Source organism: Methylobacterium sp. 092160098-2 (assembly GCF_028920805.1).
GTDB classification, from domain to species: Bacteria; Pseudomonadota; Alphaproteobacteria; order Rhizobiales; family Beijerinckiaceae; genus Methylobacterium; species Methylobacterium fujisawaense.
Genome location: NZ_JAQPZJ010000001.1, coordinates 918,244 through 933,546 on the forward strand (window position 1 = coordinate 918,244; position 15,303 = coordinate 933,546).

At 69.6% G+C, this 15,303-nt stretch carries 17 protein-coding genes; 5 read left to right on the top strand and 12 right to left on the bottom strand.

Going from position 1 to position 15,303, the window contains the following annotated elements:
• Positions 1-355: 355 nt before the first annotated feature.
• From rpsT to ccmA, 3 genes are all read right to left on the bottom strand, one after another.
• Complete coding sequence (gene rpsT / locus PQI07_RS04210) at positions 356-622, bottom strand: 30S ribosomal protein S20 (RefSeq protein WP_007561677.1); 267 nt, start codon at positions 620-622, stop codon at positions 356-358.
• Between the two features lie 310 nt (positions 623-932).
• Positions 933-1,601, bottom strand: coding sequence for a heme exporter protein CcmB (ccmB, locus tag PQI07_RS04215; protein WP_043380469.1), 669 nt, complete (start codon positions 1,599-1,601; stop codon positions 933-935).
• The gene (gene ccmA, locus PQI07_RS04220; RefSeq protein ID WP_274926101.1) at positions 1,598-2,236 is read right to left on the bottom strand and encodes a heme ABC exporter ATP-binding protein CcmA; all 639 of its coding nucleotides are present in this window, start codon (positions 2,234-2,236) and stop codon (positions 1,598-1,600) included. Before ccmA ends, ccmB begins: the two co-directional genes overlap by 4 nt.
• A gap of 127 nt (positions 2,237-2,363) precedes the next feature.
• Between ccmA and PQI07_RS04225 the strand changes: the two genes are divergently transcribed.
• Positions 2,364-2,486, top strand: a complete 123-nt coding sequence (locus PQI07_RS04225) for a hypothetical protein (protein ID WP_274926102.1) — start codon at positions 2,364-2,366, stop codon at positions 2,484-2,486.
• Positions 2,487-2,549: 63 nt separating this feature from the next.
• On the opposite strand, the gene PQI07_RS04230 is transcribed toward PQI07_RS04225, so the two are convergent.
• The gene (locus PQI07_RS04230) at positions 2,550-3,323 is read right to left on the bottom strand and encodes an RNA methyltransferase (protein ID WP_053608754.1); all 774 of its coding nucleotides are present in this window, start codon (positions 3,321-3,323) and stop codon (positions 2,550-2,552) included.
• Between the two features lie 206 nt (positions 3,324-3,529).
• Between PQI07_RS04230 and PQI07_RS04235 the strand changes: the two genes are divergently transcribed.
• Positions 3,530-4,744, top strand: coding sequence for an NADP-dependent isocitrate dehydrogenase (locus tag PQI07_RS04235; RefSeq protein WP_274926103.1), 1,215 nt, complete (start codon positions 3,530-3,532; stop codon positions 4,742-4,744).
• Positions 4,745-4,817: 73 nt separating this feature from the next.
• Here PQI07_RS04235 and PQI07_RS04240 read toward each other — a convergent pair whose 3' ends face one another.
• The 3 genes from PQI07_RS04240 to PQI07_RS04250 form a co-directional block, all read right to left on the bottom strand.
• On the bottom strand, positions 4,818-4,997 hold the full coding sequence (locus tag PQI07_RS04240; RefSeq protein WP_043380476.1) for a hypothetical protein: 180 nt from the start codon (positions 4,995-4,997) through the stop codon (positions 4,818-4,820).
• Between the two features lie 2 nt (positions 4,998-4,999).
• Positions 5,000-5,623, bottom strand: a complete 624-nt coding sequence (locus PQI07_RS04245) for an acyl-homoserine-lactone synthase (RefSeq protein ID WP_043346116.1) — start codon at positions 5,621-5,623, stop codon at positions 5,000-5,002.
• Positions 5,624-5,786: 163 nt separating this feature from the next.
• On the bottom strand, positions 5,787-6,515 hold the full coding sequence (locus PQI07_RS04250) for an autoinducer binding domain-containing protein (RefSeq protein WP_043380478.1): 729 nt from the start codon (positions 6,513-6,515) through the stop codon (positions 5,787-5,789).
• Between the two features lie 150 nt (positions 6,516-6,665).
• Here PQI07_RS04250 and PQI07_RS04255 point away from each other — a divergent pair, with 150 nt between their 5' ends.
• Positions 6,666-6,896, top strand: coding sequence for a hypothetical protein (locus tag PQI07_RS04255; protein WP_274926104.1), 231 nt, complete (start codon positions 6,666-6,668; stop codon positions 6,894-6,896).
• Positions 6,897-6,934: 38 nt separating this feature from the next.
• On the opposite strand, the gene PQI07_RS04260 is transcribed toward PQI07_RS04255, so the two are convergent.
• Both PQI07_RS04260 and PQI07_RS04265 read right to left on the bottom strand, forming a co-directional pair.
• Complete coding sequence (locus tag PQI07_RS04260; protein WP_043346119.1) at positions 6,935-7,372, bottom strand: DUF3429 domain-containing protein; 438 nt, start codon at positions 7,370-7,372, stop codon at positions 6,935-6,937.
• Between the two features lie 135 nt (positions 7,373-7,507).
• Complete coding sequence (locus tag PQI07_RS04265) at positions 7,508-10,729, bottom strand: SEL1-like repeat protein (RefSeq protein WP_274926105.1); 3,222 nt, start codon at positions 10,727-10,729, stop codon at positions 7,508-7,510.
• Between the two features lie 299 nt (positions 10,730-11,028).
• On the opposite strand from PQI07_RS04265, the gene PQI07_RS04270 reads away from it, so the two are divergent.
• Positions 11,029-12,816, top strand: a complete 1,788-nt coding sequence (locus PQI07_RS04270; RefSeq protein ID WP_274926106.1) for an acyl-CoA dehydrogenase C-terminal domain-containing protein — start codon at positions 11,029-11,031, stop codon at positions 12,814-12,816.
• A gap of 171 nt (positions 12,817-12,987) precedes the next feature.
• On the opposite strand, the gene PQI07_RS04275 is transcribed toward PQI07_RS04270, so the two are convergent.
• The 3 genes from PQI07_RS04275 to PQI07_RS04285 all read right to left on the bottom strand — a co-directional run bounded on the left by PQI07_RS04275 (position 12,988) and on the right by PQI07_RS04285 (position 14,849).
• The gene (locus PQI07_RS04275; RefSeq protein WP_053608749.1) at positions 12,988-14,268 is read right to left on the bottom strand and encodes an O-acetylhomoserine aminocarboxypropyltransferase; all 1,281 of its coding nucleotides are present in this window, start codon (positions 14,266-14,268) and stop codon (positions 12,988-12,990) included.
• A gap of 87 nt (positions 14,269-14,355) precedes the next feature.
• Positions 14,356-14,571, bottom strand: coding sequence for a hypothetical protein (locus tag PQI07_RS04280; protein WP_043380487.1), 216 nt, complete (start codon positions 14,569-14,571; stop codon positions 14,356-14,358).
• Positions 14,572-14,606: 35 nt separating this feature from the next.
• On the bottom strand, positions 14,607-14,849 hold the full coding sequence (locus PQI07_RS04285; RefSeq protein WP_043346132.1) for a hypothetical protein: 243 nt from the start codon (positions 14,847-14,849) through the stop codon (positions 14,607-14,609).
• 142 nt (positions 14,850-14,991) lie between these two features.
• Between PQI07_RS04285 and PQI07_RS04290 the strand changes: the two genes are divergently transcribed.
• Positions 14,992-15,228 (top strand): hypothetical protein, encoded by a 237-nt coding sequence (locus tag PQI07_RS04290; protein ID WP_085987611.1) that lies wholly within the window; start codon positions 14,992-14,994, stop codon positions 15,226-15,228.
• Positions 15,229-15,303 lie beyond the last annotated feature (75 nt).

The following is a 15,303-nucleotide window of genomic DNA, read 5'->3' on the forward strand; positions in this document are numbered from 1 at the left end:
CGATTGGGAGAGCCTATCAACAATTACCTACGGTTCCTTTAACAGTGGGACTTGTGGGGACGGCGCGGATTCCCATTCGGAAGTGTTCCCGGCACGACTGAACACGGGCGCTAGAGTCTTGGCGAATCAGATTGATTCGCTTGAGTCCCGAAATCGTCGTGTTTTGCTTGCCCGGTGTCAGTTTCTGTTAAGCTACACGCCGTTTCCGGACTCTGCAATCGCGTTGATTCTTGGATAGGGTTAACGCTTTCGGCGGCCGCACGGAGCCGGCATAAAGCGATTGCGCCCGGACAGCGCGCACGAAAAAGCCCGGCGCGAAGGCCGGGCTTGAAACCGTCTCGGTGGTGCGTGGGCGTTAGGCGGCCAGCGCCTTCACGCGGGCGGCGAGGCGCGAGACCTTCCGCGAGGCGTTGTTCTTGTGAACGATGCCGTGCTGGGCGGCGCGCATCATCTCGGGCTCGGCAGCGCGGAGGGCGGCGAGCGCGTCCTGCTGGTTGCCGGTGGCGATGGCCTCCTCGACCTTGCGGACGAAGGTCCGCATGCGCGAGCGGCGCGAGCGGTTGATCGCCGTGCGCTTGGCGATCTTGCGGGTCATCTTCTTGGCCGAAGCGGTGTTGGCCATGTAAGTCCTCGTGTTTCTCGTCGGGCGATGCCGACGGGCCGGCTTGGCCGGAAATCGGTCGTCGCGTCAGGTTGTCTGGCGATGGCCGAGACGCAGCGCGCGCGAAAGCGCGGCCTCTCGGCGAAGCGGCTTCTATAGTGAGGGGGGCGCCGCGCGTCAACGCGCCCGGAGCCAAATCCGGTCGCCGGCTTCAGCCACAGCCGAGGACCCGGACAGCATTCGACCGGCCCGACCGAAGACATCGGAACGAAGAAGCCGGCACTGCTGGCGCAACGATGAGTGCTGGCCGCGTTGCGCAAGAGAGCTTCGGCTATTCCGGCCAACGCAGCGCCGCCGCCGCCGCCAGCGTTCCGACCACGGCAGCGATCAACGTCAGTGCTCCGAGCACGGCCAGCGGCACGAGGAACGGCACCGTTCCCCCGCTCGCCGCCTGCGCGGCCGAGACGCCGAAGATCAGCGTCGGGATCATCAGAGGCAGAACCAGCACGGCGAGGATCAGTCCGCCCCGCCGGATCGAGGCCGTGAGCGCGGCGCCCACCGCGCCGATGAAGCTGAGAGCCGGCGTGCCGGCGAGCAGCGTCAGCGCGGAAGCGCCCATGGCGGTACCGTCGAGGGCCACCAGCAGACCGAACAGCGGCGCGGCGAGCGCGAGCGGCAGGCCGGTGGTCAGCCAATGGGCCGTCACCTTGGCGAGCACCACCAGTTCGAGGGGCACCGGCGCGGCGGTCATCAGGTCGAGCGAACCGTCCTCCTCGTCGGCCTGGAACAGGCGGTCGAGGCCGATCAGGGTCGACAGCACCGCGGCCAGCCACAGGATCGCGGGACCGATCCGCGACAGCAGGTTCAGGTCCGGCCCGAGCGCGAAGGGGACCAGGGCGACGATCATCAGGAAGAAGACCAGCGACAGGGCACCGGAGCCGCCGACCCGGCCGGCGAGGCGCAGGTCGCGGGCGATGAGGGCGAGGACCGCGCGGATCATGCCCAATCCTCGGGGACGTCGGCCAAGGGCGCCGCGGCGGAAGCCTCGATGCGCAGTTCCGCCGCGCCGGCGAGGCCGAGGGATTGGTGGGTGGCGGCGATCACGAGGCCACCGCCGGCCCGATGTCCTTCCATCAGTTCGGCGAGCACCGCCTGCGAGGCCGTATCGAGGGCTGCGGTGGGCTCGTCCAGGAGCCAAAGCGGCCGGGCGCAGACGAGGAGCCGCGCTAGGGCCACACGCCGCCGCTGTCCCGCGGAGAGATAGGCGACCGGCAGATCGTGGGCGTGACCGAGGCCGAGCCGCTCCAGCGCGTCGCGCGGATCCAGGCGCGGCGCACCCAGGAGCCGTTGCGCGAACAGGAGGTTCTCGCCCGCCGTGAGGGCACTCTTCAATCCGTCGCGATGGCCGACGGCATGCAGGCATTCGGGCAGGTTCGCTTCCCCGACCTCGGCGACGGCGATCCGCCCGGCATCGGCCCGCAACCGGCCCGACAGGATGGCGAGCAGGCTCGATTTGCCCGCGCCGTTCCGCCCGGTGATCGCCAGGGCATCGCCGGGTCCGAGGGCGAAGGACAGGTTGGAGAAGATGCGGCGGCCGGAGCGGCGGCAGGCCAGATTGTCCACGCTGAGCCGCACCCGATACCCCGCCCTCGTCCCGCTGCCGCGCAGCCGCTCCGCGAACCGCCGACTCCATGCCCGATTGCGCCGCGGAACGGAACCGCACGGCCCAGCTGAGCTTTTGTTCTGCAACGGAGGATTGCCCATGGCCGAGGCGAGAAACCCGAGCGAGTCCGAGGTGGCCGCGACGCCCGATGCGGTGGCCGGCCGCGCCAAGGTCGAGGCGCGCATGGCGCAATGCACCCCCGAGGAGCAGGCGGCGTTCTAGGAGGCGGTCGGCCGATGCTTCGGCGGCGGCAAGCCCCCGGAGATGAAGTCGGCCTCCGGCTGATCAGGCCCCCTTGCGGGTCAGGGCCCGCAGGGCACCGCGAAACGTCCGCACATCCTGCTCGGTCAGGCTCATGCGATGGAGCATGTCGCGCATGTTGCGGGCGATGATCTCCTTCTTTTCCGGCGGATAGAAACCCGCCGCGTCGAGCGCGGCCTCGAGGCTTCCGAACAGAGCGACCAGCGCCTCGCGGGTCGCCGGCGGCGAGAGGAGCTCGCCCGAGAAGGGCAGTTGGGCCCGGCCGCTCGCCTGCCGCCACGTGTAGCCGACAAGCAGCACCGCCTGCGCGAGGTTGAGCGACGGAAAATCCGGTGAGACCGGGAAGGTGATGATCGCGTCGGCGAGCGACACCTCGTCGTTGGTGAGCCCGACCCGCTCGCGGCCGAACATCACCGCGGTGCGCTGCCCTTCCCGCGCCACGAGTTCGCCCATGGCCTCCTCGGGGGCGAAGACCCGCTTCATCTGCCCGCGCTCCCGCGCCGTGGTCGCCAGCACGTACCGGCAATCGGCGATGGCTTCGGCGACGCTGCCGAAGATCGTCGCCCGGTCCAGGACGTGCGTCGCACCGGAGGCCGCCTCGCGCACCCCCTTCTTGGGCCAGCCGTTCTTCGGATTGACGAGGCGCAGCTCCGACAGGCCGAAATTCGCCATGGCGCGCGCCGTCATGCCGATATTCTCGGCGAGCTGCGGCTCCACCAGGATCACGGCCGGGGCGATCCCCGGCGGGAGTTCGGTGACCTTCCTCGGGGCGTCGCCCGGCACGTCTCGGCTCGTCATGCGGGCCGTCTGACACGGGCAGCCCCGCGCCGTCGAGGGTCGGGTGACGAAGCCGGCCGGATGACAGTGCGCGCCTTCCGTCGCCGGGTGGCCCGCGCTATGTCGCGGGGCGATTCCGGCCTGGGGCGCCCCACAGGGCACTCGGGTCGACGACCGCACGGCCCTTGCATGCCGTGCGCGGGGACAACGCGAGAAGGCATCGGTCCATGGCGAAGATCAAGGTAGCGAACCCCGTCGTCGAGCTCGACGGCGACGAGATGACCCGGATCATCTGGGCCGAGATCAAGAACAAGCTGATCCACCCCTATCTCGATGTCGATCTCGAATACTACGACCTCGGCGTCGAGCACCGCGACGCCACCAACGACAAGGTCACGGTCGACGCCGCCGAGGCGATCAAGCGCCACGGCGTCGGCGTGAAATGCGCCACCATCACGCCGGACGAGGCCCGCGTGAAGGAGTTCAACCTCAAGGAGATGTGGCGGTCGCCCAACGGCACGATCCGCAACATCCTGGGCGGCGTGATCTTCCGCGAGCCGATCATCTGCAAGAACGTGCCGCGCCTCGTCCCCGGCTGGACCCAGCCCTTCGTGATCGGCCGCCACGCCTACGGCGACCAGTACCGTGCCACCGACTTCAAGGTGCCCGGCAAGGGCCGCCTGACCATCAAGTTCGAGGGCGATGACGGCACGGTCATCGAGAAGGAGGTGTTCAAGTTCCCCGACGCCGGCGTCGCCATGTCGATGTACAACCTCGACCAGTCGATCATCGACTTCGCCCGCGCTTCGATGAACTACGGCCTGGCGCGCAAGTACCCGGTCTACCTCTCGACCAAGAACACCATTCTCAAGGTCTATGACGGCCGGTTCAAGGACCTGTTCCAGAAGGTCTACGAGGAGGAGTTCGAGGCAAAGTTCAAGGCGCTCGGCCTCACCTACGAGCACCGCCTGATCGACGACATGGTCGCCTCGTGCCTCAAGTGGTCGGGCGGCTACGTCTGGGCCTGCAAGAACTACGACGGCGACGTGCAGTCCGATACGGCCGCGCAGGGCTTCGGCTCCCTCGGCCTGATGACCTCCGTGCTGATGACGCCGGACGGCCAGACCGTGGAGGCCGAGGCTGCCCACGGCACCGTCACCCGCCACTATCGCGAGCACCAGAAGGGCCGCGAGACCTCGACCAACTCGATCGCGTCGATCTTCGCCTGGACCCGCGGCCTGTCGCACCGGGCCAAGCTCGACAGCAACGACGATCTCGCCAAGTTCTCCGCGACCCTGGAGAAGGTCTGCGTCGACACGGTCGAGGCGGGTCACATGACCAAGGACCTCGCGCTCTTGGTCGGCCCCGATCAGAAGTGGCTCTCGACCACCGGCTTCCTCGACAAGGTCGACCAGAACCTGAAGACGGCGATGGGCGCCTGAACTCCGGACGAAGGGCGGCGGGCGTCCTCAGGGACGCCCGCCGTTTCGTATGGGCGGTCCGCCGGCGACCGCTTCACGCCCCGCCTGCGCGCTCCTGCGGGCTGGTCTCGGCCAGGGCCCGGGCGACCTCGAGAAGCAGGAGGTCGATGACGGCCCGCATCAGCGGGTCTCCGACCGTGTCGACGAGTTCGCGCACCCGCAGGCACTGTGCGGCGAGCGCGTCCAGGGCCACATCCTTGCTGTCGAACATCATCCTCAAGCCACCAGGTAAGCGGGTTCGGAGACCAGGACCGAGTTGCTGTCGCCGCGGACCGCGCGCAGCTTGGCGAGGGTTCGGGCATCGAACCGGGCGGTGGCCGCCATGATCTCCTCGCCGGCGATCTGAACCGGCAGGCCAAGGGGCTGCGGGCGGAAATGCAGCTGGATCACATGGATCATGTAGAGGGTCGGCATCTGCAGCAGCAGGCTGTTGACCCCGTGGGCGAGCCCCCATTCGACGATGCCGGTGAGCAGCGCGATCGAGACCGGGTTGACCACACGGCCCTTCGCGCGGTGCGAGCGCGCCACGCCCTGGCGGGTCCATTCCCAGATCTGCGGGCCGACCGGCCGCTCGACCTCGCAGAGCTGAGGCAGGACATCGGACAGAAGATGCGGGCGCGTCGTCGGCAGCAGCCGGCTGTAGCCGATGACGGCGTCGCCCTCCATGGCGAGGAAGTGGACCGCATGCGGCGTGTCGAACTGGTCGATCTCCCGGCCATCCGGGCGGGCGAGTTCGGTCCAGCCTTTCTCTGCCACGAAGATGTCGTGGCGCAGGCGCCAGGCCTGCTCCATCGCATCGGCGTAGCGATGCGCGTTGGCGGGGGTGACGATATGGATCACGAAGTAACCTCACGTTGGATTGACGTGGGTTTTCTTCGTTTCGCGAAGACCTGGGTACTACGAGAAACCGTAGGGTTTGCGTGCGTGAGGGCCCACCGGTCCAGACCTTGCCGGGCCCGAGCGGGTCGCGCTCGCGCGCGCTCCGGAGCCGACCGTGTCGGCCCTACGTGATCAGGCCGGCACGCAGCGCCTGCGCCACGGTGTGGGCGCGGTTGACGGTATCGAGCTTCGCCCGCGCCGAGCGCAGATGGTAGTCAACCCCGGCTGCCGTGATGCCCATGACCATACCGATCTCGACATCGGTCTTGCCCTCGGCCGCCCATTGGAGGGTCTCGCGCTCCCGCGGCGAGAGACGCGCCGGCGCCTGCGCGGAGGGGCGGCTGTTCATCAGCAGGAGCTGGCCGACCGCGTAGGTCGCCACCAGATTGACCGCGACGCGCTCGGCCGGATCGATCTCGATCCGATCCCCGGACACGCTGATCCCGCCCGGCTCGCCATCGAGGGTCACGAACGGGATCGTGATGCCGGCGCGGATACCGAACTCGCCGGCCTCGTTCATGATGCGGCTCGCCATCGGCGTGTCCGGCGGCACGGTGCTCCATTCGAAGGGCGTCGCGCTGGTGCAGAGCCGCCGGACCGTGGGATCATGGAGCGCGTAGCCCCGCGTCACGTACCGGCGTGCCCACCCCTCCGGCATGGTGCTCGTGAGGACGAATCCGGCATGCCGCCGCGCCGGCAGGCCAGGCGTCGGAACGATCCCGGCCATCACGTACGACACCCCGTAGCGGGTGAAGGCGTCGACCAGCAATCGCGCGATCTCGTCGGGCGCCGCAGCCCGCTCCAGATCGCGCAACACGCTGAAGGTCCTGTCCAGGTGCTTCGAATGCGGCATGCCCGATCTCAACGTTGGTGCACGCATTGCGACAAATGATACATCGAGCGCAACCTGAGGATGGCATCGCCGACGCTGAAAGGCTAGGGTGGCGGTGGAAAGCTCTGCCGTTTGAATCGGTCCAGCGGGCAGAACGCGAGTTTCAACGGGATGACAGACGACGTGACCCCGCCGACGACGCGCTGGCTTCTGGAACGGATCGCAGTCACGCTGAACGTCTGCCCGACCTATTTCCTGCAGAACGACCGGCTCGCAGGGATAGAGCAGGATCAGATTGACGAGCAATCCGCCGAGGCCGCCGCCTTGTTCCGGGCGATCAAGTCACCGGCACGCCGCGACGCGGTCCTGAAGCTCCTGCGCGAGATGACACGCGAGACCTGACGGCGCGCGGCGCTCGTCTCCCGGTCTCCGCGCCGGCCTCATGCCGCCACGAGGAGCGCGGCCCCGGCCACCCCCGAGAGGACGAGGCGCATCCGGCCGAGCCAGAGCGGAACGAGGCCGCGGCGGGGCAGATCCTGATCGATCAGCCCCCAGGCGAGAACCAGGGCGCCGAGGATGCGCAGATCCCAGGGTGCAGGCGCTGCCATTGCCGCCCAGGCCACCAGGGACGGCACGATGGCCACGAGATAGTCGCCGTTGCCGGCATTGCGCGCCGCGGCCGCGCCCCAGCGGATCCCGCCCAGGAACGAGGCGATCACCGCACCGTAGGCCGACAGGATGGTGCGCGGCGACAGGCCGATGCTGCTCAGGCCGCCATCGGTGCCGGAAACCGCGAGGGCCGCAAATCCCAGGAAGGGAATGAGGCCGGCAATGCCGAGGACGATGGCGCTCAGCGGGACAGAGTTCCGGTGCGCCATCCATCCTCCGGGCATCGGCAAGGGTTGGCGACCCGCGCGATCCGACCGCGGTCGATGCCGCCCGCCGGAGCGTTCCCGCATCGCGGCACGGCGGTCAAGGTCGGCGCGGCTGCGGCGCCGGCTTCAGGAGAGCCGTCAGCCCCGGCGGGGCGAGGCCGTGGACGGCACCGCGCTGGGCAAAGGCGCCCCGAGCAGAGACATCGGCGGGCTGGCGGGAGCCTTCGACGCCGGCGGCTCGTTCACCGCCGCGTCAATCTTTCGCGGCTTGAAGTTGGCCGCGAGGCTCTTCGCGCTGGCGAGATCGGCGGAACTCAGCTTGTTGGCCACGTCGTCGCGCTTCTTGCCGGCATCGTCGTCGCCCTGGCTCGCCGCAGCCGAGAACCACGCGTAGGATTGAATCAGGTCCTGCGTCAGGCCGAGGCCGCGGGCATAGAGAACGCCGAGATTGTACTGGCTGTCGCGGACGCCGAATTCGGCTCCCTGGCGGAACCACGAGGCCGCGGACGCGAAGTCCGGCTTCCCGTTGGCGACCGGATTCTCCGCATAGAGCACCGCCAGATTGTGCATGGAGCGGGCATGACCCTGCTCGGCGGCACGGCCGTACCAGAGCTTCGCCTTGTCGAGATCGCGGACGACGCCGGACCCCTTCTCGTAATGGCCGGCGAGCTTGTACTGGGCGGGGGCGTAGCCGGCCGAGGCCAGCTTCTCGTAGAGCTTCGCCGCGACCGACAGATCGCGCGGCATGCCGCGGCCGTCGGCCTCCCGGGTGGCGAGGTCCCAGATGGCCGTGCCGTCGCCCTCGAGGGCGGCGAGCTTCACCTTGGCCAGCGCCGGCGGCAGGTTCCCGAGATCGGCCTGCAGAGCGTTCATGCCGGAGACCTGCGGCACCGCCGGCTTGGCGGTGGAGTGCGTCTCCGCGGGAGCGGGATTCGGCAGCGACTGGGTCGTGGTCGGATCGGCCACGGCCGGCTTCGCGTCCGGCGTCTCCTTGGCAGCGTCCGGAGCCTTCTTCTGGACGTCGGCGGCATCCCCGCGCGACGGCGCGATCTGGCTCGCCGGGGCGGGCGTTTGCGGCTCATCCGCGCTGCGCATGGTGATCGCCTGGAGCGCGCCCAGCGCCAGCACGATGGCGGCGAGCCCGAGCAGGAGCGGGCGGCGGCGGCGATCGATCTCGGCGCGCAGCCGCGCGAGCCGCCCCGTCGTCGCGTTGGGCAGCAGCGCGGCCCGCTCGCCCCGGGTCTCCCGGCGCTCCACGGGCGCTTCCGCGACCAGCTCCGCTTGCGCGGCCTGGGCGGCCCGTCGCGCCGCGGCGATGAAGCTGGTCTTGATGTCGGTCTCGGAGGTGGCGTCGGCCGCGATCCGCGCGGCGGCCGCGTCGCCGATCCGCTCCTGCATCGGCCGGCGGGCCGACGGCTCTCTGGGCGAGCGCGGCTCGCGCGGCGGACGGCCGCTGCCGGGCTCGAGCAGGTCGTCGGCGAGGCGGGAAGCCTCGATGCCGTCCCGCCGGGGCTTCGCGCGCGCCTCGACGGGCGCGAGGGTCGCCTCCGCGCTCGTCGACGACATCAGGCGCTCGTCGAGGGACGGGACCCGCGGCGGGACGGACTCGGCCGGGCCGAGCCGGACGAGAAGGCGCTCAAGGGCCGATTGGACGCCATCGAGGGTGGCGCCGAGCCGCTGATCGGACGCGACCTGCCGGGCCTGCATATCGGCCAAGCTGGCGCGGAGGAGGCCGATCTCCCCGGACTCGGCCGTGCCGAGACCGGAACCCTGGAGAGTCTGAGCCACGGCGTTGCGCGCGGCGCGCTCCACCACGGCCTCGGTCGGGGCGGAGTCCCGGAGAGCCGTCACCTGCCGGAGCAGGTCGCCCATGGTGCGCTCGAGGCCGGCCAGCGCCGGATCGACGCTCAGCGGCGCGTCGAGGCGCCCCGCCAGAGACACGACCTGCCGCTCCAGGGCGTCGAGCCCTTCGTGCTCGGCCCGGGCGCCGACCTGATCGACCTTGTCGGCGAGGCTGCGCAGCATGGCGTGGATCGACGCCATCCCGTCCGGACGGGCGGCGGCTTCGCCGGACCGCTCGGACCAATCGTCCCGGGCGCAGAGGAGGTCGACCTTCTCCGCAAGCGCCTGGATCTGCTCCGCCAGCGCGGCCGGCGCGGCGATCTTCACGTCGCTGCGGATCTCCTCCAGGATCGGGCGCAGGTCCGGACCGGCGCTCAGGCTTTGCAACTGCGCAATCTGCGCGCTCAGCGCCTGAAGGCTCTGCGCGAGACCCTGTATCCGCTCCGGACCCGCCAGGGCACCGATCTGCCGGCGAATCTCCTCAAGCTCGGCAAACAGGCCGGCGAGGGTGCGACCATCCGGATCGGCCGCGCCGGTCGCCGCCGCGGAATCGAGGCGCTCGGCCAGGCGGCGGACATCCTCCGCGACGCGGCTGTGGACGTTCTCGGCCACCTCTTCGGCGAGGCGCTCGACCTGCGCCCGGACCTGCTCGATCGGCACCGCGATGGCGGTGAGATCGGTTCCGGCCTGGGCCCGCTCGATGCCGCTGGCCAGGGTGATGACGGCCTGCTCCAGGGCGCCGATATCCCGGCTCGTCGCCAGCTGGTTGATCGCCTCGCGCAGGCGTGTGGTCTCTTCCTGAAGCTCGATCAGGGCGGTCGACGGGGCGACACCTTCCTCGATCCGGGCTTCCAGCCGGCGCGCGAGGTCCATGCGCATGCTGGCGACGACGCCGCCATCGGTCGCGGACATCGCGGCCCCCGGCCCGGCGGTCTCGGCGAGCTCGCGCTGCCGTTGCCGGATGTCCTGGACCGCATTGCGGATGTCCGCGGCGGCGGGGCGCGCGCGACGGCCGGGCTGGCGCGTGGTGGCGACCTGCTCGCCGAGCTGGGACATGCGCCGCTCGATATCGCCGAGCCGTTCGGTCACCTGCTGGACGGGGGCCGCCTTGAGGGCCCGCTCGATGCGGGCTTCGATCTCCGCGAGGCGCCGCGCCTCCGCTTCCTGGGCGGCACGCCGCTCGTGGTCGAGGGCCCGGTCGAGCCCGTCCAGGCGATCCATCAAGGCGGCGATGCCCTGGCCGTAGGCGTCGGCGCGGGGCTCCGGGTTCTCGCCGTCCGGAGCGGCCGGGGCGGATCGATCCGGCGCCGCATCGGGCCGGACGGCACCGGAACCGACCTGCTCGGCGCGGTGGCGACGCCGGTGCCGCCGGTTTCCCGGCGCGGCCGATTGCTGCTGCGGCACCACCGAGGCGATCCAGGTCTCGAGTGGCACGCCCGCCCGCGCCGCCACGTCGCGCGCCGCGTCGAGCACCTCGGGATCGAAACTGTCGAGCTGCGGCATCGCGTTGCGGGTCATCGGTGGCCTGTCGTCGGCAGCGGTCGGCGTCCGTTTCCTCTGCGCAGGGCGGACCGGAATTCGGTATCCACGAACACACGCGTCGGATCGTTCGAGGCGACCATTAACTTTCTTGGTAAACACGAGGTTAAGGTTCACCGGGCCCCGGTAATCGTCGCGAGCGACCGGCGGCGTGGGACGGGTGCGCCGGTCCGGCGGCGACGGGGTCGAGCCGTTGCTCCGGAGGCGGCGGGGCGGTTACATGCGGCCAAGGCAGCGGGCCGTGTCGAGGGGCCTGCACCAGACGGGGGAAGCCAGAGATGCCGCAGTATCGCGCTCCGGTTGAGGACACGCTGTTCCTGCTCACCGATGTGCTCGGCTTTCATGCCCGGGACAACCTAGCTGGCTTCGCCGATGCCTCACCCGATGTGATCGAGGCCGTCCTGCGCGAGGGCGCGAAGCTCGCCGAGGAGGTCCTGGCCCCGATCAACCGGACAGGCGATCTGGAGGGCTGTCGCCGGGACGCCGACGGCACGGTCCGTACGCCGACGGGCTTCAAGGCCGCTTACGACACCTATGCGAGCGGCGGCTGGATGGGACTTTCGGTGCCCGAAGCCTATGGCGGCCAGGGCCTGCCGCACACGCTGAACACCGCGATCCAGGAATTCGCCTCGGGCGCGAACCTCGCCTTCGGCATGTATCCCGGTCTGACGCAGGGCGCGATGGCGGCGCTGCTGGTCCACGGCACGGAGGAGCAGAAGGCGCTGTATCTGCCCAGGATGGTCGAAGGGGCCTGGACCGGCACCATGAACCTGACCGAGACGCATTGCGGCACGGATCTCGGGCTGCTCAAGACCAAGGCCGTGCCGAACGGCGACGGCGCCTACAGCATCACCGGCACCAAGATCTTCATCTCGGCCGGCGAGCACGACCTCGCCGAGAACATCGTCCACCTCGTCCTCGCCCGGATCGAGGGGGCCCCCGCCGGCACCAAGGGCATCTCGCTCTTCGTGGTGCCGAAGGTTCTGGTGAACGCCGACGGCTCCCTCGGCGCGCGCAACGGCGTGTCCTGCGGCTCCCTCGAGCACAAGATGGGCATCCACGGCAACGCCACCTGCGTGATGAACTACGACGGCGCGACCGGCTGGCTCGTGGGCCAGGAGAACCGCGGCCTCAACGCCATGTTCGTGATGATGAACGAGGCGCGGCTCGCCGTGGGCGTCCAGGGGCTCGGGCAGTCCGAGGTCGCCTACCAGAACGCCGCCGCCTACGCGAAGGATCGCCTCCAGGGCCGGGCGCTGACCGGCGCGAAGGCGCCCGACAAAGCCGCCGACCCGATCATCGTCCATCCGGACGTGCGCCGCACGCTGATGCAGATCCGCGCGTTCAATGAAGCGGCCCGCGCCCTCATGCTCTGGACGGCGCTCCAGGCCGACATCCTGCACCGTTCCGAGGATGCCCGGGAGCGGCAGGCGGCCGACGATTATCTCGGCCTCATGACGCCGGTGGTGAAGGGCGTGTTCACCGATCGCGGCTTCGCCAATGCGGTCGAGGCGCAGCAGCTGCTCGGCGGCCACGGCTACATCGAGGAATGGGGCATGTCGCAGTTCGTGCGCGATGCCCGCATCGCCATGATCTACGAGGGCGCCAACGGCATCCAGGCGATGGACCTGATCGGCCGCAAGCTGCCGAAGGATGGCGGCCGGGCGATGATGACCTTCCTGGGCGAGGTCCAGACCTTTCTGAAGGACCACGGCGAGGATCCCGCGATGGCGCCGTTCACCCAGCCGCTTCAGGCCGGGCTGAACGATCTCCAGGGCGCGGTGATGTGGCTGATGCAGAACGCCTTCGCCAAGCCCGACAATGCCGGGGCCGGCGCAACCGACTTCATGCACCTCTTCGGCCTCGTGGCCCTGGGCTACATGTGGGCGCGGATCGCCAAGGCCGCCCAGGCCAAGCATGCCGAGGCGCCCTCCCCGCGCTGGGAGTCGAAGCTGACGAGCGGCCGGTTTTACATGGAGCGGATGCTGCCGGAGACTGCCCTGCGCCTGACCCGCATCAAGGCCGGTGCGGACAGCACGATGGCGCTGGCGGCGGACGCGTTCTGAGCGTCCCACGGGCCGTCGCGCCGGAGCGCGGCGGCCGGCACCGTGGCGTCCCCGCCTTTGCGAGCGTCGCGGAGCAAACCAGCCGTGCGACGCTGACCCAGTGCCCGCTGCCATCGGTCGCCGCGCCGCGCGCGCGACGACGGCGGAGCCGGCTCGTGGCGCGGGACCGTGTCAGCCCTCGAGCGCGGCGTCGAGATCGTCGATCAGGTCCGCCGGATCTTCCAGGCCGATCGACAGGCGCACCACTTCCGGCCCCGCCCCGGCGGCGGTCTTCTGCGCGTCGGTGAGCTGGCGGTGCGTGGTCGAGGCCGGATGGATGATCAGCGACCGGGTGTCGCCGATATTGGCGAGGTGCGAGAACAGCTGGAGGTTCGAGACCAGCTTCACGCCCGCCTCGTAGCCGCCCTTCAGACCGAAGGTGAACACGGCACCGGCGCCCTTCGGCGTGTAGCGCTTGGCCAGCGCATGGTAACGATCGGTCTCCAGCCCCGGGTAGCTCACCCAGGACACGGCCTCGTGCTTGGACAAATGGGTGGCCACCGTTAGCGCGTTGTCGGAATGGCGCTGCATGCGCAGCGGCAGGGTCTCGATGCCGTTGAGGATCAGGAAGGCGTTGAACGGCGAGAGCGCCGGACCGAGGTCGCGCAGGCCCAGCACCCGGCAGGCGATGGCGAAGCCGAAATTGCCGAAGGTCTCGGCCAGCACCATGCCGGAATATTCCGGCCGCGGCTGGCTCATCATCGGGTAGCGCGCGTCGCCCGCCCATTGGAACGAGCCGCCGTCGACGATCAGGCCGCCGATCGAATTGCCGTGGCCGCCGAGGAACTTCGTCGCCGAATGGACGACGATGTCGGCGCCGTGCTCGAAGGGCCGGATCAGGTACGGCGTCGCCATGGTGTTGTCGACGACGAGCGGGATGTTGTGCTTCTTGGCGATCTGCGACAGCGCCGCGATGTCGGTGATGACGCCGCCGGGATTGGCGATGGATTCGCAGAAGATTGCCTTGGTGCGCGGCGTGATCGCCGCCTCGAAGGAGGCGGGATCGTCGTTGTCGGCCCAGGCCACCGACCAGCCGAAGTTCTTGTATGAGTGATTGAACTGGTTGATCGACCCGCCGTAGAGCTTGTTCGAGGCCACGAACTCGTCGCCCGGCTGCATCAGGGCGTGCATGGTCAGGAACTCGGCCGCGTGGCCGGAGGCGACCGCCAGGGCGGCGGTCCCGCCTTCCAGGGCCGCGATGCGCTCCTCCAGCACCGCGTTCGTCGGGTTGGTGATCCGCGTGTAGATGTTGCCGAAGGCCTGGAGCCCGAACAGCGACGCGGCGTGATCGACATCGTCGAACACGAAGCTGGTGGTCTGGTAGATCGGCGTGGCGCGCGCGCCCGTGGCGGCGTCGGGGGCGGCGCCCGCATGGATCGCCAGCGTGTTGAAGCCGGGCAGGCGGTCGGACATCGTCGGGTCTCCTCAGAGCACCCGAGCCTGTACGCCCGCCCGGGAGTTCGGCGCAAGGCTCCGCGAGGGCTGACGCGCCGGAGTCGGTTAGGCCTCCGGCCTGGGGCCGATGTCCATATGGGGCTGGCCCGCATCGACCAGGGCCCGATCCACGGCTTCGATGGCGAGCAGCGTCCGGGTGAGATCCTCCGCCATGGAGATCGGCGCCACGTCGAGACCGCCCAGGCGCCGGGCGATGGCATTCCGCTGACGCGCCAGCGCGGCGCGGGCCCGGTTCAGCTCCTCGATCTCTTCGATGGTCATCCGCGCGTCCTCTCCTCGACTCAGCGACACCGTCATCAACTCCCCGGCGTCCAGTCGATATTCGGTCGCTGGGCCAGCATGCGCTCGAAGTAGTTGGCGACAGCCTGCGCCCCGTCGGTGTGCATCATTGCCACGGGATGCGCGAGATAGGCGCGGGCGAGATCGAGGGGAATGCGTCCGCCCTGGAGCGCGTTCAGCACCTCGTCGATGAAGGCGTCGTTGGCCTCGTTGAAATCGCTGGACAGCTTCTTGCGGTCATTGATGGCCTTGATCGGCATGCAGACTTCCTGTTGCTCGGTGCCGGTGTAGCATCCGGTCGACGGGTTCGGCCCGGATCGCGGCGCGATATGGTCTGACGCGGCAAGACGGCGCAAATCGCGTGCGGGCCCGCGCGGTTCGGTAACCGTCCGCGATCGTCGCATGGAGCGGATTGCTGCGCTGCGGCGTTACTGCTCTATGTCGATCGAAACAATGCACTCCCATACGGTCGAAATCGTCCCGTGCAGGGACGATCCGCGGTGCTTCCGCTGGATCATCCGCAGCCACGGCGGCACGGTCGTCGAAAAGTCGCCCTACGCCTTCGTAACGCGGAACGGAGCCCGCATTTCCGGCGAGTGCTGGATGCGTGAGCATTTCGGCGACGGGCAGGCCGCCTAGCAGCGCGCCCGACATCCGCGATCGACCGCACCGTCCGATTCTGTACTCTCGGTGAGGTGGCCGGCTTTCAAGCTG